An 18,559-nucleotide genomic window follows, 5' to 3' on the forward strand; every position below is an offset into this window, starting at 1 on the left:
TGATCCCGGCCTCGTCGAGCAGCGTGAAGCTGAGGTCGAGCAGCTGCTCGGGGGTCGCGTTGACGCCCTTCATGAGCACGCCCTGGTTGCGCACGTCCCGGACGCCGGCCTCGATCATCGCCTTGGCCGCGTCGGCCACGAACGGGGTCGCCGACTGCGCCGCGTTGACGTGGGTGTGGATCGCCAGGTGGACGCCGCGGGCCCTGGCCACGGTGGCCAGCCGCTCCATGCCGGCCCGGACGTCGTCCTGCAGCCAGTGCTGCGGCAGCCCCATGAGCGCCTTGGTGGCCAGCCTGATGTCGCGGATGTTGTCGATGTCCAGCAGCCGGGCCACGAAGGCCTCGAGGTTCTTCCAGGGCAGGTTCGCGACGTCGCCGCCGGAGACGACGACGTCACGCACGCCGGGCTGGGACTGCAGGTAGCTGATCATCGCGTCGTAGCGGTCCACCGGCTTGAGGTCGAACTTCAACTTCTCGATCACCGGGGTGGAGTTGCCCACGAGGTCCATGCGGGTGCAGTGCCCGCAGTACTGCGGGCAGGTGCTGAGCAGCTCGGCCAGCACCTTCGTCGGGTAGCGGTGGGTCAGGCCCTCGGCCACCCACATCTCGTGCTCGTGCAGCGAGTCACGGGTCGAGTACGGGTGGCTGGGCCAGTCGGTGCGCCGGTCGCTGAACACCGGGAGCATGTACCGGCGCACCGGGTCGGCGTAGAACGCCTCGGTGAACTGCGCCGCCGTCGGGGTCCCGCCGTCGTGGGACACCGGCACGATCGTGTTCATCATCTGCGGCGGTACCAGCATGGACATGGTGGCCCGCTCGGCCTGGTCGCGCTCCAGGTCGGCGTAGAAGCGATCCTCGAGCAGGTCGCCCATGAGGTCGCGCAGCTGCTTGACGTTCTTCACGCAGTGCGAGCGCTGCCACTGCGCCGACGCCCACTCCTCACGGGTGACGCCGGCGAAGCCGGGCAACCGGGTCCAGTCCGGCTCGACGAGGGGTCGACGGCGGTAGACGTACGGCTGCTCGATGCTCACGGGGAATCCTCTCGACGGCGCACAGACAACGCAATCTCACCAGAATAGAGAAGGATCTGCGGTGAATCCACCATGTCACCGTAGGATTTCCGTTGCGTGCCGAGTGAGCGCGCCCCGTCTCCCGCCTGGAAGGATCTGACCGTGCCAGCGTCGACCCAGCCGTCCCCGTCGTCCCCGCCGTCGCCCGTCGGCCTGCACCGCGTGCTCGAGCCGCGGGGCGTGCTGCCCCAGGCCGCCTACCGGCTGGACACCCGCGTCGAGCTGTGGCCGAACGAGGTGCGGGTGCGGGTGCAGCGGCTCAACCTGGACGCCGCTAGCTTCCGCCAGCTGTTCGACAAGCACCACGGGGACGGCGACCAGATCCGGGCGGAGGTGCTCGAGATCGTGCGCAGCCGCGGCAAGATGCACAACCCGGTGACCGGGTCGGGCGGCATGCTCGTGGGCGTCGTCGAGGAGGTCGGCCCGGGGTCGTCGCTCGGCCTGTCCGTCGGCGACCACATCGCCACCCTGGTCTCGCTGACCCTCACCCCGCTGGTCATCAAGGACGGTCTGGCGGGCTGGGACGGGCGGTCCGAGCAGGTGCCGTGCGACGGGTACGCGATCCTGTTCGGTCGCTCCATCGCGGCGCACCTGCCCGACGACCTGCCGCGCGGGCTGGCGCTGGCGGTCATGGATGTATGCGGGGCTCCCGCGCTGACCGCGCGCGTGGTCGGGCACTACGTCGGCACTGGCCGCCCGCCCGCGGTCGCCGTCATCGGTGGCGCCGGCAAGTCCGGCTCGCTCGCGCTGGCCGCGGCCCGGCGCGCCGGCGCGTCGAGGACCGTGGGCGTGGTCCCCGTGGAGCACGAGGCCCAGCTGCTGCGCGCAGCCGGGATCACCGACGCCGTCGCACTGGCCGATGCCAGGGACCCGGTCCAGGTGTCACAGGCGGTGGCCGAGCAGCTCGGCGGCCCGGCCGACGTCACTGTGGTGTGCGTCGACGTCCCCGGCTGCGAGCACGGCGCGATCTTGTCCACGGCCGACCGGGGCACGGTGATCTTCTTCTCCATGGCCACCTCGTTCGCCACGGCCGCCCTGGGCGCCGAGGGACTCGCCGCCGACGTCACCATGCTGGTCGGCAACGGGTACGCGCCCGGCCACGCCGACTATGCGCTGGACGTGCTTCGCTCCGAGCCCGGCGTCCGCCGGCTGTTCGAGGGCCGCCTGGACGCCGAAACGCAGGCATGACCAGCACCCTGCTGCGCGGGGGAGTGGTGCACACCCGGGCCGACTCGTTCGCCACCGCGATGCTCGTCGTCGACGACACGGTGGCCTGGGTCGGCTCGGACGCCGCCGCCGACGCGGCGTTCCCGGACCTCGGCACGCTCGACGAGGTGGTCGAGCTGGACGGTGCCCTCGTCACGCCGGCGTTCGTCGATGCGCACGTGCACGCGACGTCCACCGGGTTGGCCCTGACCGGCCTGGACCTCACCGACACGGCCAGTCTGGCCGAGGCGCTGGACCGGCTGGAGCGGTTCACCCGCCAGCGCCGCGGCGTCGGTGTCCAGCTCGGGCACGGCTGGGACGAGTCCCGCTGGCCCGAGGGCCGCCCACCCACCCGGCAGGAGCTGGACCGCGCCTCCTACGGCGGCACCGTCTACCTCACCCGCATCGACGTGCACTCCGCGGTGGCGTCCAGTGCGCTGCTGGCCGCCTTGCCGGAGGCGCGGGCGCTGCCCGGCTGGTCCGACGACGGCCTGCTCACCCGGGACGCCCACCACGCGGCGCGCTCCGCCGCCATGGCCGCCATCACCCCGACCATGCGCACCGCCGCGCAGCGGGCCACCCGGGCCAGGGCGGCGGCTCTGGGCATCGGCGCGTTCCACGAGCTGGGCGGGCCGGAGATCTCCTCCGAGGTCGACTTCACGGCCATGCTGGCCCTGGCCGCCGCGGAGCCCGGCCCGGACGTGTTCGGCTACTGGGGCGAGCTCGGCGGGGTCGAACGGGCCCGCGAGCTCGGGGCGCTCGGCGCCGCCGGGGACCTGTTCGCCGACGGCGCGCTCGGCTCGCACACCGCCTACCTGCGCACCGTTTACGCCGACGCGGACGGCGCCGGCTACGGCTACCTCACCGCCGCACAGGTGCGCGACCACGTGGTCGCCTGTACCCGCGCCGGGCTTCAGGCCGGCTTCCACGTGATCGGCGACGGCGCGACCGACGCCGTCGTGGCCGGGCTCACCGAGGCGGCCGAGGTGGTCGGGGTGGCGGCCATCCGCAGCGCCCGGCACCGGCTGGAGCACCTGGAGATGCCGGACGCCGGACACCTGGCCGAGCTGGCCCGGCTCGGCGTCTACGCCAGCGTGCAGCCGGTGTTCGACGCGCTGTGGGGTGGCGAGGACGGCATGTACGTCGAGCGGCTGGGCGCGAAGCGGGCCCGCGGCATGAACCCATTCGCGGCCATGACCAGCGCGGGCCTCCCGCTGGCCCTCGGCTCGGACTCCCCGGTGACCCCGTTGGGCCCGTGGGAGACCGTCCGCGCGGCCGCCTTCCACCAGACCACGGAGTCCCGCCTCACCGTCCGCGCCGCGTTCGCCGCGCACACCCGCGGCGGCTGGCGGGCCGCGGGGCTCGACGACGCGGGCGTGCTCGCCCCGGGCGCCCCGGCCACCTACGCCGTGTGGGCCGCCGGCGACCTCGTCGTCCAGACCCCCGACGAGCGGGTCGCGTCCTGGTCGACCGACCCCCGGGCCGGCGTCCCCGGCCTGCCCGACGTCAGCCCCGGGGCACCGCTGCCCACCTGCCTGCGCACGGTGGTGCGCGGTCGCACCGTCTATCAGCGAGAGGAAGCCGCATGAGCACGAGCAGGTCCCGGCTCGAGCTGGACCCGGCCGTCGTCCGGCGGGCCCGGTCGCTGGCCGGCAAGGCCGGCGCCCCGGTCGTGAGGACGGCCCGCACGCACTCGACCGTGTCCGTCGAGCGGGCCGTGCTGCGGCTGTCCGGCCTGGCCGGTGCGGACGTCGAGGGCATCCCGTGGGTGAACCGGCTGGTCGACGCCGTGCGCGCCGACTGCGGGCTCGAGCACGGCGTGGCCCTGCCGGTGTGGGACGCGCTGCTCCGCGAGGACGCGCCCGACCTCACCGTGCTGGCCCAGAAGGCCGCCGCCGGCTCGGTTTCGTTCCGGGTCCCGGAGGGCAAGGACGCCGTCCGCGCGGCCACCGCGGCCCGGCGGGCCGTCGCCAAGGGCATCGCCCGGATCGACCGCAACCGCCGTGAGCGGGAGCGGCTGACCACCCGGCTCGGGGACCCGCAAAAGCCATGGATCTACCTGATCGTGGCCACCGGGGACATCCACGAGGACATCCCGCAGGCCCAGGCGGCGGCCCGCGAGGGCGCCGACGTCATCGCGGTGATCCGCTCGACCGGGCAGTCGCTGCTCGACTACGTGCCCGAGGGTGCGACGAGGGAGGGCTTCGCCGGCACCTACGCCACCCAGGAGAACTTCCGGCTGATGCGGGCCGCGCTGGACGAGACATCGCGCGAGCTGGGCCGTTACGTGCGGCTGACGAACTATGCATCCGGCCTGTGCATGCCGGAGATCGCCACCCTGGCCGGCCTGGAGCGGCTGGACATGATGCTCAACGATTCGATGTACGGGATCCTGTTCCGGGACATCAACCCGATCCGCACCTTCGTGGACCAGCGGTTCAGCCGGCAGATCCACGCCAGGGCCGGCATCGTGATCAACACCGGCGAGGACAACTACCTGACCACCGCGGACGCCGTCGACGCCGCGCACACGGTCACCGTCAGCCAGCTGCTCAACGAGTACTTCGCCAAGGAGGCTGGCCTGCCGGACGAGCTGCTCGGCCTGGGTCACGCGTTCGAGATCAACCCAGACCTGCCGGACTCGTTCCGGCTCGAGCTGGCCCACGCGCTGCTGGCGCGCGAGCTGTTCCCGAAGGCGCCGCTGAAGTGGATGCCGCCGACCAAGCACATGACCGGAGACATCTTCCGCGGCTACCTGCTGGACGGCTTCTTCAACCTGGCCGGGGCGATGACCGGGCAGTCCATCCTGCTCGTCGGCATGATGACCGAGGCCGTGGTGACCCCCTGGTTGTCCGACCGGGACCTGGCCCTGCAGAACGTCCGGTACGTGTTCAACGCGGCCGGGCGGCTGGGGGAGGACTTCGTGCCGGCGTCGGACGGGTTCATCGTGCGGCGCGCCCACCAGGTCCTGGGAGAGGCGGTCGAGCTGCTCGAGCGGATCGTGGATGACGGGCTGCTCAACGCGATCGGCGACGGCACCTTCGGCCTGATGAAGCGCCCGGCCGATGCCGGCAAGGGCCTGGACGGCGTGCTGAAGAAGGCCCCCGGCTACCTCAACCCGGCGTCCGAGATCCTCGAAGGGAGTGCCCGATGAGCGCCGCCAAGCGGATCGTGCGCCCGTACGGCGACACGACGGGCGACGGCATGGTCCAGCTGTCGTTCACCCTGCCGCTGCCGCACGACAAGCGGGCCGAGGGCGCGGCGCTGCAGCTGGCGCACTCCATGGGCCTGGACCCGGCGATGGTCGTACACGCCAAGGGGATGGGCCCGGACTTCACCTTCTTCGTCGTCTATGGCAAGGTGCACCACCTGGTGGACGTGTCCAAGGTCGACGTGGTGGAGCGGGAGTTCCCGCTGCTGTCCGCCAAGGAGGTCAACACGGCCATCAAGCGCGTCCTGCACCGGCCGCTGGTGGTCGTCGGGGCCTGCATCGGCACCGACGCGCACACCGTCGGCATCGACGCGATCCTCAACATCAAGGGTTTCGCCGGGCAGAAGGGGCTGGAGTACTACTCCGAGCTCACCGTGGTGAACCTCGGTGCCCAGGTCCTGGTGCCCGACCTCGTGGAGCGGGCCAGGGCCGCGAAGGCGGACGCCGTCCTGATCTCCCAGGTGGTCACCCAGAAGGACGCCCACCTGCACAACACCCGGGAGATGTCCGCGGCGTTCCGCGAGGCCTACCCGGCCGGCCAGCGCCCGCTGCTCGTCGTGGGCGGCCCGCGCTTCGACGAGCGGCAGGCCGCCGAGCTCGGCGTCGACCGCATCTTCGGCAAGGGGACGACGCCCGGCGAGGTGGCGAGCTACCTCGTGCACGCACTAGTGGACACCGACAGGAGGGCGTCATGACCGAGCAGCCGGAGGTCGGAACCACGGTCACGCACCGCCGATACGTTCCCTATGCGCACGCCCACTACGGCGGCAACCTGGTGGACGGCGCCTACCTGCTGGGCCTGTTCGGCGACGTGGCCACCGAGCTGTGCGTCCGTACGGACGGCGACGAGGGGCTGTTCGCCTCCTACGACGATGTGCAGTTCACCGCGGCCGTCCAGGCCGGGGACGTGCTCGAGGTCACGGCGACCCTCACCCGGGTCGGGCGCCGCAGCCGGGGGATGACCTTTCGGGCCGCGGTGGTCTGCCGGGCCCGGCCGGACCGGTCCCCGTCGGCCGCGGAGATGCTCGCCGAGCCGCTGGTCTGCACCACCGCGACCGGCACCGTGGTCGTCCCCGGCCACACGTTCGTAGAGCGACCCAGCGAGTCCTCCGATCGGACGTAAACGTCTTGTGTCACAACAGATCATGGCGATCCGGTTGACAGTGACGGAGCAGCCGGGAGTAGGTTCTTCACCGGTCGACCTGAGGACCGGATGTCGCGCCCCACATGCCATCGGAGGCGCCCCGGGGAGGCAGGGAATACGACTCGGAGAGGGCCCGGCTGTCCAGTAGACAACGGCCCGGTCGCCGCAGCCTGCGGCGCCCAGGTCGGTCCGAAGGGCAGCCCGGGCCCTCTGCCATGACGGCACGGCCGCCAGAAGTGATCTAGGCTCACGCGGTGGAGTCCCGCCGGTGGTCATTCCCGGTGCGGCTGTGGCTCGCACCCTTCGTGGGCGTGCTGCTGGCGCTGACCTTTCCCCCGTTCGGACTGGTCTGGCTTGCAGTGCCAGTAGTGGCGGCCATCACGCTGCTCGTACGTGGCCTGGGCGCGCGGCGGGCCGCCGTGCTCGGTCTGGCGGTCGGGCTGGGGTTCTTCCTGCTGCTGCTGCGCTGGATGCTCGTCATCGGGCCGGACGCGTGGATCCTGCTGTCCCTGTTGGAGGCGCTGTTCGTCACGGCGATGGCCGCCGGCCTCGCCGTGGTGCAGCGGCTGCCCGGCTGGCCGGTGTGGACGGCGGCCTTGTGGGTCGCCCAAGAGCTGGCCCGCGCGCGGATCCCGTTCGGCGGCTTCCCATGGGGCCGGCTTGCGTTCGCCCAGGACGCCTCGCCGTTCACCGCCGTCGCCGCGTTGGGCGGCAGCCCGCTGGTCACCTTCGCGGTGGCCCTGTCCGGCTCGCTGCTGGCCTGGGGCGTGGTGTCGGTGGCCGGGCGCCGCTGGCTGACCGCGGGGGCCGGCGTTGCAGCCGCCCTCGCGGTGGCCCTGGGCGGTCTGCTGGTCCCGCTGCCCACCCAGGGTCGACCGGTCACGGCGGCCGTCGTCCAAGGCGACGTGCCCCGCGCCGGGCTGGACTTCCTGGGGCAGCGCGAGGCCGTGCTGCGCAACCACGTCTCGACCACGATGGCCCTGGCCGCCCAGGTCAGGGCCGGCACCAGCCCCCCACCCGAGCTGGTGGTGTGGCCGGAGAACTCCTCCGACATCGACGCGTTCCGGGACGCCGGAGCGAAGGCCCTCATCCAGACCGCGGTGGACGCCATCGCCGCGCCCACCCTGGTGGGCGCCGTGGTGCAGAACCCGGCCAACGAGAAGACCCTGCTCAACCTGGGCATCGTCTGGAGCCCCGGCACCGGGCCGGGGCAGACCTACGCGAAGCGGCACCCGGTGCCGTTCGGGGAGTACCTGCCGTTCCGGTCGGTGCTCACGAAGTTCATCACCCGGTTCAACCGGATCCCGGAGGACTTCGCCGCGGGCCACACCCCTGGCGTGCTCACCCTGGGACCGGCCACCGTGGGGGACGTGATCTGCTTCGAGGTGGCCTACGACCCGGTGGTACGCGACACGGTCACCGGCGGCGCCGACATCCTCGTCGTCCAGACCAACAACGCCACCTACGGGCGGACCGGGCAGCCCGAGCAGCAGCTGGCCATGTCGCGGCTGCGAGCGGTGGAGTTCGGCCGGACCGTGCTCGTCGCGGCGACCAGTGGGATCAGCGCGGTCGTCGCGCCGGACGGGCGCCTGGTGGCCCATTCCGCCGAGTTCGAGCGCTGGACGTACGACGGCGCAGTGGTGTTGCGCACGGGGAAGACCCTCGCGGCCCGCGTGGGTGCCTGGCCGGAGTGGATCCTAGGTACCCTCGGAGTCGTTGCCGCCGTCCTCGCGACCGCGCGCACGCGCCGCGAGAGGAGCCCGCACACCGATGACGCCACCGTCGCCGGCTGACCAGCCCCTGGGCCGGGTGCTGGTCGTGATCCCGACCTACAACGAGGCGCCGAACGTGGAGCGGATCGTGGACCGGGTCCGCCGCGCCGTGCCGAGCGCCGAGGTGCTGGTCGCCGACGACAACAGCCCCGACGGCACGGGGGAGATCGCGGACAAGCTGGCCACCGTCGACGACCACATACACGTCATGCACCGCCCCGGGAAGAACGGCCTGGGCGCCGCCTACCTGGCCGGCTTCTCCTGGGCACTGGAGCGCGACTACGACGTGGTCGTGGAGATGGACGCCGACGGCTCGCACCGCCCCGAGGACCTGCCCCGGATGCTCACCGCACTGGAGAACGCGGACCTGGTGCTGGGCTCGCGCTGGGTCAAAGGTGGCAGCGTCGTCAACTGGCCGGCGCACCGCAAGCTGCTCTCCCTGGGCGGAAACACCTACTCCCGGCTGGCCCTCGGCGTGCCGATCCGCGACATCACCGGCGGCTACCGGGCGTTCCGACGGCAGACCCTCGAGCAGCTGGACCTGCACGACGTCGCGTCCGCCGGCTACTGCTTCCAGGTCGACCTCGCCTGGCGGACCCAGAAGGCTGGCCTGCGGGTGGTGGAGGTGCCGATCACGTTCGTCGAGCGGGAGTACGGCACCAGCAAGATGAGCGGCTCCATCGTCTCGGAGGCGCTGTGGCGGGTCACCCAGTGGGGTGTGGCGTCACGGGTGAAGAAGCTGCGCCGGAGCGGGTGACCCCGGTGCCCCTCCTGCTGTTCTTCGTCTTCATCGTCGCACCGGCGGTGGAGATCTACCTGCTGGTGCAGGTGGGGCAGGCGATCGGGTTCGGCTGGGTGCTGCTGCTGCTCATCGCCGGGGCCTTGCTGGGCAGCGCGGTCATGCGCCGGGCCGGCGCCTCGTGGTGGTCGGCGCTGCGGGCCAACGGCACCGGCAGCCAGCTGCCGGACGGAAGGGTGGCCGCCGACGCCGCGATGCTGTTCTCGGCCGGGCTGCTGATCTTCCTGCCCGGATTCGTCAGTGACGCCGTGGGACTGGTGCTGCTCCTGCCGCCCGCCCGCCGGCTGATCGAGACGGCGGCCGTCGCCTGGTTCGTCCGCCGGTTCAGCGCGGTGACCGGCCCCGGCGGGTTCACCGTGTGGCAGCGCACGACGTCGGACCCCCAGGTGATCAAGGGCGAGGTCATCCGCGAGGACCGACCGGACAACGGCGAACCACCGCGAGGGCTGCCGCCCTCAAGCTGAGCTCCGGGTCCAGGGGGGAGGGGGGCCCGACCCGGGCTCAAGCCGACTTACGGGCAGCGCCTTCGCGGCGGTAGTTAGGGTGCATGGCGCCGGCCGGGCCGCCGCTGTGCCGCAGCAGCTCCAGCCGCTCGACCAGCAGGACCTCGAGGTCGTCCATGGTGCGCCGCTCCAGCAGCATGTCCCAGTGCGTGCGCGGCTTCTTGCCGGCCTTGGCCTGCGGCTGCGAGGCGTCGTGACGCAGCGCGCTGGCACGGCAGAACCGGCAGTCCCAGCTGTCCGGGACCTCGGCCTCCACCGAGAACGGCACGACGAACGAGTGACCTGCCGGGCAGTCGTAGCGGAACAGCTCGCGAGGGGCCAGCTCGACGTCGTTGTCGGTCTCGTAGCTGATCGCGCCCATCCGGGTCCCGCGCAGGGCTTCGCTCATGGTCCGCGCCTCCTCTGGAGCCGACGACCGTCGGCGCCACTAGAACCGAAAACGCGCGAGCGGCCCGCAAGATTCCCGAGCCGGTGACCTGCGCCACACCGCGGGCCCGCGGGAGGGGTGGTCAGATGACGGCCGGGACCTCGTTGCCCGCCTCACGGATCCCGCGGGCGACATCCAGCCGCACCAGCACCGCGAACCCGGCGATGAAGAACACCACCAGCCCGACGATCGCCAGCCGGTACGACCCGGTGACCTGCAGCACCAGCGTGATGAGCAGCGACCCGATCATGGACGTCGCGCCGTCGCTGATCTCGTACAGCCCGAAGTACTCGGCCTCCCGGCCCGTCGGGATGAACTGGGAGAACAGCGACCGGGACAGCGCCTGGCTGCCGCCGAGCACCAGCCCGATGGCGACCGCCAGGACGAAGAACTGCACCGCTGAGCCCTTGGGCACCATCGCCGCGTAGGCGACCACGAGCGTCCACACCACGAGTGAGCCCAGGACGGTGTTCCGGGCGCCCCGGGTGCGGGCGATCCGACCGAGCAGCAGCGCCCCGGCGAAGGCCACGAACTGGACGACGAGGATGGCCACTACCAAGGTCTGCTGGGACAGGCCCAGCTCCTCGGTGCCGTAGGTGGCCGAGAAGGCGATCGCGGCCTGGATCCCGTCGTTGTACAGCAGGAACGCCACCAGGAAGATCAGCGTCTGCCGGTAGCCCAGCAGGTCGCGCAGGGTGACTCTCAGCTGCCGGAAGCCCGCCGTGAGCGGCCCGCCGCCGTCCGCCGAGACCGGTCGCACCGGCGGCCGGTCGATCAGCCGGGACAGCGGGATGAGCGTGAACAGCGCCCACCAGGCGCCGGCCGAGACCAGGCAGATCCGCACCGCCTCGCTCTCGGTCAGCCCGAACGAGTCGTGCAGGGTGAACAGCACGAGGTTGAGGACGAGCAGGGTGGCGCCGCCGAGGTAGCCCATGGCCCAGCCGCGCGCCGAGACGGCATCCCGCTCGTCCGGCAGCGCGATCTCGGGCAGGAACGCGTTGTAGACCACGACCGAGGCGCCGAACGCCAGGTTGGCCAGCACGAACAGCGCACCGCCGAGCAGGAACCGGCCGTCCCGCACGAAGACCAGCAGCATTGTCGCGAAGGCACCGGAGTAGGCGAACACCGCCAGCAGCCGGCGCTTGCTCCTGGCCCGGTCGGCCAGCGCCCCGACGACCGGCAGAGTCACGATCTGCAGCAGCACCGACAGGGTGACCATGGCGGGGAACCAGGCGCTGTAGCGCACCGAGAGGCCGGCCACCGACACGAACCCGTCCGACCTGGCCGCGGTCTTGGTGACGTCGGTCAGGTAGGGACCGAGGAACACCGTGACCACCGTGGTGGAGAAGGTGGAGTTCGCCCAGTCGTAGAAGTACCAGCCGTGCTGTTCGCGCCGTCGCACGGACTCGTTCACCTGAGCCACGTGCGCATGATGTCCTGCCCGCCCCCCGATTGCGAGAACCGGCACGGCGAAGATGACCTTCAGCCTGGCCAGGCCCCGCGCGCCCGCAGGACGTCGCGCAGCACCGCCGGCCGGTCGGTCATCAGCCCGTCCACGCCGAGCCGGAGCAGCCGCTCCATCTCGGACGCCTCGTCGACGGTCCACACGTGCACCTGCAGCCCGAGCCGGTGGGCGGTGTCCACGAACCGCCGGTCCACCACGGTGACCGGCCCGAAACGCAACGGCACCTGGGCGCAGTCGGCGCGGGGGAGGGGCACCCGCCGTCCGCTGGTCGCCGCGAGCCACAGCCGCAGCACGCCGCTCGGCCCCATCGACAGGCAGGCCCGCGGGCCGAGCAGCGCACCCAGGCGGGCCAGCCTGCGGTCGCTGAACGACGCAACGCAGACCCGGTCGAGGGCACTCGTCCGGAGCAGCAGGTCGGCCAGCGGCGCGACCGCAGCGTCGTGCTTGGCGTCGATGTTGAACCGGGCCTCGGGGAACTCCTCCAGCAGGTCGGCCAGCAGGGGGATCGGCTCGGTCCCCCCGATGCGGACCTGCGAGACCTGCGCCCAGGTCTGCCGCTCCACCAGCCCACGGCCGTCGGTCAGCCGGTCCAGCCGGTCGTCGTGGAAGGCGAGGACGACGCCGTCGGCCGTCGCATGCACATCGGTCTCGAAGTAGCGGAAGCCCAGCTCGACGGCCCGGCGGAAGGCCCCGGCCGAGTTCTCCGCGGCCTCGCTCGCACCGCCGCGGTGAACGAACGCCAGCGGCCGGTCACCGCGGTCCAGGAACGGGTGCACCCACCCATCCTGGCCGAGCGGCTCGCCGGCGCCTACGACAGCCCGACGATCTCGCCGTTCTCGTCGAGGTCGATCCGCTCGGCTGCCGGGTGCGAGGACAGCCCGGGCATGGTCCGCATCTCGCCGCTGATCGCGTAGACGTAGCCGGCGCCCGCGGCCACCCGGACCTCGCGCACCGGCATCCGCCAGCCGGTCGGCGCGCCGAGCAGCGACGGGTCGGACGACAGCGACAGGTGGGTCTTGGCGATGACGACGGGGAACTCGCCATACCCGAGCACCTCGAACCGGCGCAGCGTCTCGGCGGCGGCCGGGGCGAGGTCCACGCCGTCCGCCCCGTAGATCTCCCTGGCCACCGCCCCGATCTTGTCCACCAGGGTGGCGTCCAGCGGGTAGAGGAAGCCGAACTCGTGCTTGTCCGCCGCCGCCTCGGCGACGACCTCCGCCAGCTCAGCGGCCCCCTTGCCGCCCTCGGCCACGTGCCGGGTGATGGCCACCCGCGCCCCGGCCGCCTCGGCGATCTCCCGGATCGCCTCGTGCTCGGACGGGTGGTCGGTGGGGAAGGCGTTGATCGCGACGACGGGGGAGACCCCGAACCGGCGGACGTTGGCGATCTGCTTGGACAGGTTCGCCCCGCCCATCGCGACCTCTTCGGGGTGCTCGGCCAGCAGCTCGGGGGGGAGCGGCTTACCGGGCTTGATCACGTGGTGCCCGGAGTGCGCCTTCAGCGCCCGCACGGTCGCCACCAGGACGGCGGCGTCGGGCTGCAGGCCCGAGACCCGGCACTTGACGTTGAAGAACCGCTCGGCGCCCATGTCCGCGCCGAACCCGGCCTCGGTGATCAGGTAGTCGCCCATATGGATGCCGAGCAGGTCGGCGACGACCGAGGAGTTGCCGGTGGCGATGTTGCCGAACGGCCCGGTGTGCACCAGCGCGGGGGTGTTCTCCAGCGTCTGCAGCAGGTTGGGCTTGATCGCCTCGCGCAGGATGACCGCCATCGCGCCGGCGGCCTTGAGGTCCTCGGCCGTCACCGGCCGGCCGTCGTAGTCGTAGCCGATGACGACTCTGCCCAGCCGCCCCCGCATGTCGGCCAGCGACGTGGACAACGCCAGGATCACCATGATCTCGGACGCCGCGGTGATGTCGAACCCGCTCTGCCGCGGGACGCCGTCCATCCTGGCGCCCAGGCCGACGACGAGGTTGCGCAACGCGCGGTCGTTCACGTCGAGCACCCGTCGCCAGGAGATGTTGCGCGGGTCGATGCCCAGTTCGTTGCCGTGATGCAAGTGGTTGTCGACCATGGCCGCGAGCAGGTTGTGCGCGGCTGTGACGGCATGGAAGTCGCCCGTCAGGTGCAGGTTGAGCGTCTCCATGGGCACGACCTGGCTGTAGCCACCGCCGGCCGCGCCACCCTTGATCCCGAACGTGGGGCCCATCGACGGCTGGCGCAGCGCGAGGGTGGCCCTCCGTCCCAGGTGGCCGAACGCCTGGGCCAGACCGACGGCGGTCGTCGTCTTGCCCTCGCCCAGCGGCGTCGGCGTGACCGCGGTCACCAGCACGTACTTCGCCGGCGGCCGGTCGGCCAGCGCCGCGGCGGCCGACAGCGAGATCTTGGCCACGTGCCGGCCGTACGGGTCGAGATACTCGGCCGCGATACCGGCGCGAGCGGCGACCTCCTCGATCGGCTGCATGACGGCGGCGCGGGCGATGTCCAGGTCGGTGGGGGTGCTCGTCGTGGTCACGGGTGCCAGCGTGGACCCGACGGATACCGTGCGGCAAAGGACGTAGGTCCCCGGCGTGTCGGCCGGTCGTCCCGGGGGAGGCACAATGACGCGGTGCCTGGCTACAGCGGACCCCCTGAGCTGACCGCGCAGCGGCTGCTGACCGCCTGGACCCTGGACCTGACCGCCCTGCTCGTCCTGCTCGCCTTCGGAGTCGCCTACGCGGCCGGGGTCGTCGCGCTGCGCCGCCGCGGGGATCGCTGGCCGGTTGGCCGGTTGGTGAGCTTCGCGGCCGGGCTGGCCGTCCTGGTCGTGGCGACCTGCGGGTTCCCCGGCGTGTACGCCCACGTGCTGTTCTGGATCTTCGTCGTCCAGGTCTGCCTGCTGCTGCTCGCGGGGCCGATGCTGCTCGGCCTGGGGGCGCCGGTGTCGCTGACCAAGGTCGCGCTCAGTGAGCGGTCGCTGCACTGGACCCAGCGCCGGGGGGCCCGCTGGCTGTGGCAGGCCGCCCGGCTGCCGGGACTGGCCCCGTTCATCCTCATCGTGGTGACGTCCGCGCTGTTCTTCACCAGCTGGATGCCGTACGCGCTGTCGCACTCCGGCGCCTACCACGGGCTGCAGCTGCTGCTGCTCGCGATCGGCATGCTGATCGTGCTGCCGGTGACCGACGAGAGCGTGCTGCTCAGCTCGTTCGCGTACGCCGTCATGGTGGGCGTGACCTTCGTTGAGTTCCTGCTCGACGCGATCCCGGGCATCGTGCTGCGGTTCACCGGGCACCTGATCGCCCCGGAGTACTGGCTGGCGGTGGGCCGGCCCTGGGGGCTCAGCCCGATCGACGACCAGCACCGGGCCGGCAGCTGGCTGTGGTTTTTCGGCGAGTTCGTCGACCTGCCGTTTATCGCGGTGCTCGTGCTGGCCTGGATCAAGTCGGACGCCCGCGAGGCTGCCGTGGTCGACCGCGAGCTCGACCTGGCCCAGCTCGCGGTCACGCCGGCGGATGAGGACGAGCCGGCGGCGCTGATGCGGCCCTGGTGGGAGACCGACGCCTCGGTGCTCGGTGAGGACCGGGCCCGACGGCACGGCTGGAGCACCGGCCGACCCGGTCCTTGACTTCTCCCGCCGGTGCCTGAACCCTTCCGCCATGCGGTTGCTGCCGTTCGTCGTCGCGCTCATCGGCGTCCTGGCGCTGGTCGGCTGGTTCAGCTGGGACGCCCGCCGGCCGTTGGGTGCGTCCCCGCGCACGACCCGCCGCACCGCTGACCGCGACGACGACTCGACCGCGTCGGCGTCGCCGTGTCCGACGCCGCACTGGCACAACCCGGGCGTCGACCGGATCTGACCGTGCCCCCGGGCGCCCCGCTCGAACGCTCCCGCAGAACGCCGATAAGAGACATTATGTCAAGTTACCCGTGAAACCGCCCCCCGGCGTCCCGTGCCACCGGTCATCTGGTCGCGGCCCACCGTCGCTGGCTGCCGAAGTAGTTGGCCAGGTTCCAAGCCATCGCCGACACCGGCTGGACGGCGAAGAACACGATCCCGGCCATCTCCGGAGTCCCGGGCAAGAACTCGGCGTCACCGTCCGCGCGGTACTTGCCCGCGTACGCCGCGACCACCGACGGGTGCCCAGCCGGGTCATCGGCGTTCTCGGCCAGCCCGCGCACGATGAGCACGTCGTCGCCGCTCTCCAGGTGCAGCACGATCCGCGGGTCGGCGGCCAGGTTGGCCGCCCGGACTGACCCGGGGTCGCTGTAGAACCACGGGACGCCGTCGACCAGGACGCCCCAGACGGGCACCGCGTGCGGGCCGTCCGGGCCAGCCGTCGCCACCCACCAGTTGCGCGCCCCGGCCAGCCGGGCGGCGGCGTCCGCCCACGTCAGCGCCACCGGCTCGGTCATGGCTCCCCCGTTCCTTGCGTCGGTCGATGTCGGTCAGTCGACCGGCCAGGTGTGCACCGGCTGGTTGCCGTGCATCTGCTCGACGTACCGCTGGGTCATCCGGCGCAGTGCGTCCGGCCGGCTGTGTCCGGCGTCCTCCAGTGCGTGCACCACGTCGGTCTGCCACGCGGCGCCGTTCCGCCCGGTGATGCAGCGCCGCTCGATGACCCCGAGCAGCCGCTCCCGGACCGCGTCGTCCACGCCCCAGTCCTGCAGCCCCTCGTGGGCCAGCGGCAGGATCCAGCGCAGCACCAGCTCGGTGACCGGCACCTCCCCGTGGCCGGGCCAGTACAGCACTGCGTCGATCCCCTTCTGCGCCGCCGTCAGGAAGTTCTCCTCGGCCGTGGCGAACGACATCTGGCTCCACAGCGGCCGGTCCATCTGCGCCATCGAGCGGAGCGCGCCGAAGTACAGCGCGCCGTTGGCCAGGGTGTCGACCACGGTGGGTCCGGCCGGCAGTACCCGGTTCTCGACCCGCAGGTGCGGCCGGCCGCCGACGACGTCGTACACCGGGCGGTTCCAGCGCCACACCGTTCCGTTGTGCAGCCGCAGCTCCTGCAGGTGCGGCGTCCGCCCGGCCGCCAGCTCGGCGGCCGGGTCCTCGTCGGCCACGATCGGCAGCAGCGCCGGGAAGTACCGGCTGTTCTCCTCGAACAGGTCGAACACGCTGGTGATCCACCGCTCGCCGAACCAGACGCGCGGGCGGACCCCTTGCGCCTTCAGCTCGGCCGGGCGGGTGTCAGTCGCCTGGGTGAACAGCGCGATGCGGGTCTCCCGCCACAGCTCCTTGCCGAGGAAGTACGGCGAGTTGGCGCCCATCGCGACCTGGACGGCGGCCAGGCACTGGGCCGCGTTCCATCGACTGGCGAAGTCGTCCGGGCTGACCTGCAGGTGGAACTGGACGCTGGTGCAGGCCGCCTCGGGCAGGATCGTGTCGGCATAGGTCTCCAGGCCCTCCACGCCGTTGATGTCGATGTGCAGGTCCTCCCCGCGCGCCATCAGCATCTGCTCGTCGAGCAGGGCGTACCGCGGGTTCTCACTGATGCTCTCGTGGGTGAGGTGCTCGGACATCAGCGTCGGCAGGATCCCGATCATCACCAGGCCCGCACCCAGCTCACTCGCCTTGGCGTTGGCCCGGTTGAGCTGGCCCCGCAGGTCGGCCTCGAGGTCGACCACGGAGTCCCGCTCGAGCATCCGCGGGAGCAGGTTCACCTCGAGGTTGAACCGGGCCAGCTCGGTCTGGAACGACTCGTCGTCGATCGCCCGCAGCACCTCGGAGTTGAGCATGGCCGGGCTGCCGTTGGCGTCGACCAGGTTGAGCTCGATCTCCATGCCGGTCATCGGCCGCTCGAAGTCGAAGCGGTCCTCCGCCAGCATCTGGGCGAACACGTCGAGGCACCGGTGCACCTTCTCCCGGTACCGGACGCGGTCCTCCCGGGTGAAGACGCGGCGGTCGATGTCCTCGCCCATGCCCCCTACCCTCGCGCAGCGCGGAGCGCTACGTCACCCGTTTGGGCTCAACGTCCAGCGCACCACCATCTCGCCCACCGGCCCGGCGTCCGGGTCGTCGTCCGTGCGGATCATCACCGGGACGTCGAACTGGGGACGGCGCCCGTCGCCCAGCTCGGCCAGGATCTCGGCCGCCGAGCGACCCAGGACGGCCTCGGCCGTCGCCCCTCCCGTGGCCAGGCGCAGATAGCGGATCTCGGAACTGACCACCAGCGGAGTGGCCCGGTCCAGTACGTGCGAGAAGTTGGCGAGCACGAGCGCGCTGGCCGCCGACTCCCCCAGGGTGAACAGGGCGCCGGCGTGTGGGCCGCCCACCTGGTTGTGGACGCTGGCCTGGTCGGGCAGCCGGACCCGGGCCCGGCTCGTGCTCACCTGCACGAACTCGAGGTTGAGGGTGCGGACGAACGGCACGGCCTGGTGCAGGCCCTCGGCCACGATGTCGACGTCGACTGTCATCCGGAGAGGCTACCCGCTGGTAACTTGCCCGCAAGGGCAAACCGGGCAAATGGTGACGACCGCTACCGTGGCGGGGTGGTGACGAACCAGCCGCCGGTCGCGGTGGTCGACCTGGACGGCGTTCTGGCCGACGTCCGGCACCGGCTGCACCACGTCGAGCGCACGCCGAAGGACTGGGCGGCCTTCTTCGCGGCCGCTGTGGACGACGGGGTGCTGGCCGAGGGCCGCGCCGTGGTCGAGCGGCTGGTCGCCGAGGGCCACGAGCTGGTCTACGTGACCGGACGGAACGAGGACCTGCGGGCGGACACCGAGGCCTGGCTGCGGCGGCACGGGCTGCCCGTGGTGCGGCTGCTGATGCGACGCCGCGACGACCGCCGCCCGGCCCGGCTGACCAAGCTGGGCATCCTTCGTCGGCTCACCGCCGAGGGCCGACAGGTGGCCGTCGTGGTCGACGACGACGCTGCGGTGGTGCGGGCGCTGCGCGCGGCCGGTTACCCGGTGCTGCACGCCGAGTGGATGTCGGCGCAGCCCTCCCTCTTCGAAGCCCAGGAGCAGGACGGCCGCACCTGA

19 protein-coding genes are annotated in these 18,559 nt (G+C 72.0%); 11 read left to right on the forward strand and 8 right to left on the reverse strand.

Going from position 1 to position 18,559, the window contains the following annotated elements; genetic code table 11:
• Positions 1-1,024 (reverse strand): lysine 2,3-aminomutase (locus VIM19_09345; GenBank protein ID HEY5185084.1); only part of this gene is annotated, 1,024 nt, incomplete at its 3' end.
• 147 nt (positions 1,025-1,171) lie between these two features.
• Here VIM19_09345 and VIM19_09350 point away from each other — a divergent pair.
• From VIM19_09350 to VIM19_09385, 8 genes are all read left to right on the forward strand, one after another.
• Entirely contained in the window at positions 1,172-2,257 is a 1,086-nt protein-coding gene (locus tag VIM19_09350; GenBank protein ID HEY5185085.1) for a hypothetical protein, read from the forward strand.
• Positions 2,254-3,864, forward strand: a complete 1,611-nt coding sequence (locus VIM19_09355) for an amidohydrolase family protein (protein ID HEY5185086.1) — start codon at positions 2,254-2,256, stop codon at positions 3,862-3,864. Before VIM19_09350 ends, VIM19_09355 begins: the two co-directional genes overlap by 4 nt.
• Positions 3,861-5,429, forward strand: a complete 1,569-nt coding sequence (locus VIM19_09360) for a lysine 5,6-aminomutase subunit alpha (protein HEY5185087.1) — start codon at positions 3,861-3,863, stop codon at positions 5,427-5,429. Before VIM19_09355 ends, VIM19_09360 begins: the two co-directional genes overlap by 4 nt.
• Positions 5,426-6,181 carry an OAM dimerization domain-containing protein gene (locus VIM19_09365; GenBank protein HEY5185088.1) on the forward strand — a complete coding sequence of 252 codons (756 nt, stop codon included), beginning with the start codon at positions 5,426-5,428 and terminating at the stop codon, positions 6,179-6,181. Before VIM19_09360 ends, VIM19_09365 begins: the two co-directional genes overlap by 4 nt.
• A complete protein-coding gene (locus tag VIM19_09370) occupies positions 6,178-6,609 on the forward strand; it encodes a hotdog domain-containing protein (protein ID HEY5185089.1) in 432 nt (143 codons plus the stop codon). The genes VIM19_09365 and VIM19_09370 overlap by 4 nt, the downstream gene beginning before the upstream one ends.
• A gap of 275 nt (positions 6,610-6,884) precedes the next feature.
• The gene (gene lnt / locus VIM19_09375; protein ID HEY5185090.1) at positions 6,885-8,423 is read left to right on the forward strand and encodes an apolipoprotein N-acyltransferase; all 1,539 of its coding nucleotides are present in this window, start codon (positions 6,885-6,887) and stop codon (positions 8,421-8,423) included.
• A complete protein-coding gene (locus VIM19_09380; protein ID HEY5185091.1) occupies positions 8,401-9,159 on the forward strand; it encodes a polyprenol monophosphomannose synthase in 759 nt (252 codons plus the stop codon). The genes lnt and VIM19_09380 overlap by 23 nt, the downstream gene beginning before the upstream one ends.
• On the forward strand, positions 9,156-9,665 hold the full coding sequence (locus VIM19_09385; GenBank protein HEY5185092.1) for an FxsA family protein: 510 nt from the start codon (positions 9,156-9,158) through the stop codon (positions 9,663-9,665). The genes VIM19_09380 and VIM19_09385 overlap by 4 nt, the downstream gene beginning before the upstream one ends.
• Before the next feature lie 37 nt (positions 9,666-9,702).
• On the opposite strand, the gene VIM19_09390 is transcribed toward VIM19_09385, so the two are convergent.
• The 4 genes from VIM19_09390 to VIM19_09405 all read right to left on the reverse strand — a co-directional run bounded on the left by VIM19_09390 (position 9,703) and on the right by VIM19_09405 (position 14,111).
• On the reverse strand, positions 9,703-10,092 hold the full coding sequence (locus VIM19_09390) for an RNA polymerase-binding protein RbpA (GenBank protein HEY5185093.1): 390 nt from the start codon (positions 10,090-10,092) through the stop codon (positions 9,703-9,705).
• Between the two features lie 121 nt (positions 10,093-10,213).
• On the reverse strand, positions 10,214-11,554 hold the full coding sequence (locus tag VIM19_09395; protein ID HEY5185094.1) for an MFS transporter: 1,341 nt from the start codon (positions 11,552-11,554) through the stop codon (positions 10,214-10,216).
• 59 nt (positions 11,555-11,613) lie between these two features.
• Complete coding sequence (locus VIM19_09400) at positions 11,614-12,372, reverse strand: glycerophosphodiester phosphodiesterase (GenBank protein ID HEY5185095.1); 759 nt, start codon at positions 12,370-12,372, stop codon at positions 11,614-11,616.
• Between the two features lie 32 nt (positions 12,373-12,404).
• A complete protein-coding gene (locus VIM19_09405) occupies positions 12,405-14,111 on the reverse strand; it encodes a formate--tetrahydrofolate ligase (GenBank protein HEY5185096.1) in 1,707 nt (568 codons plus the stop codon).
• A gap of 93 nt (positions 14,112-14,204) precedes the next feature.
• On the opposite strand from VIM19_09405, the gene VIM19_09410 reads away from it, so the two are divergent.
• Positions 14,205-15,200, forward strand: a complete 996-nt coding sequence (locus VIM19_09410; protein ID HEY5185097.1) for a cytochrome c oxidase assembly protein — start codon at positions 14,205-14,207, stop codon at positions 15,198-15,200.
• A gap of 31 nt (positions 15,201-15,231) precedes the next feature.
• Positions 15,232-15,429 (forward strand): hypothetical protein, encoded by a 198-nt coding sequence (locus VIM19_09415; protein ID HEY5185098.1) that lies wholly within the window; start codon positions 15,232-15,234, stop codon positions 15,427-15,429.
• A 103-nt stretch (positions 15,430-15,532) separates the two neighbouring features.
• Here the strand turns inward: VIM19_09415 and VIM19_09420 are convergent, their stop codons facing one another.
• From VIM19_09420 to VIM19_09430, 3 genes are read right to left on the reverse strand one after another with little or no spacing between them, the layout of a single operon-like run.
• Entirely contained in the window at positions 15,533-15,985 is a 453-nt protein-coding gene (locus VIM19_09420) for a pyridoxamine 5'-phosphate oxidase family protein (GenBank protein ID HEY5185099.1), read from the reverse strand.
• Between the two features lie 33 nt (positions 15,986-16,018).
• The gene (locus VIM19_09425; protein HEY5185100.1) at positions 16,019-17,494 is read right to left on the reverse strand and encodes a glutamate--cysteine ligase; all 1,476 of its coding nucleotides are present in this window, start codon (positions 17,492-17,494) and stop codon (positions 16,019-16,021) included.
• Positions 17,495-17,527: 33 nt separating this feature from the next.
• Complete coding sequence (locus VIM19_09430) at positions 17,528-17,989, reverse strand: DUF4442 domain-containing protein (protein ID HEY5185101.1); 462 nt, start codon at positions 17,987-17,989, stop codon at positions 17,528-17,530.
• A 75-nt stretch (positions 17,990-18,064) separates the two neighbouring features.
• Between VIM19_09430 and VIM19_09435 the strand changes: the two genes are divergently transcribed.
• Positions 18,065-18,559 (forward strand): HAD family acid phosphatase, encoded by a 495-nt coding sequence (locus VIM19_09435; GenBank protein ID HEY5185102.1) that lies wholly within the window; start codon positions 18,065-18,067, stop codon positions 18,557-18,559.

The sequence above is a fragment of the Actinomycetes bacterium genome (genome assembly GCA_036510875.1).
Lineage (GTDB): Bacteria > Actinomycetota > Actinomycetes > Prado026 > Prado026 > DATCDE01.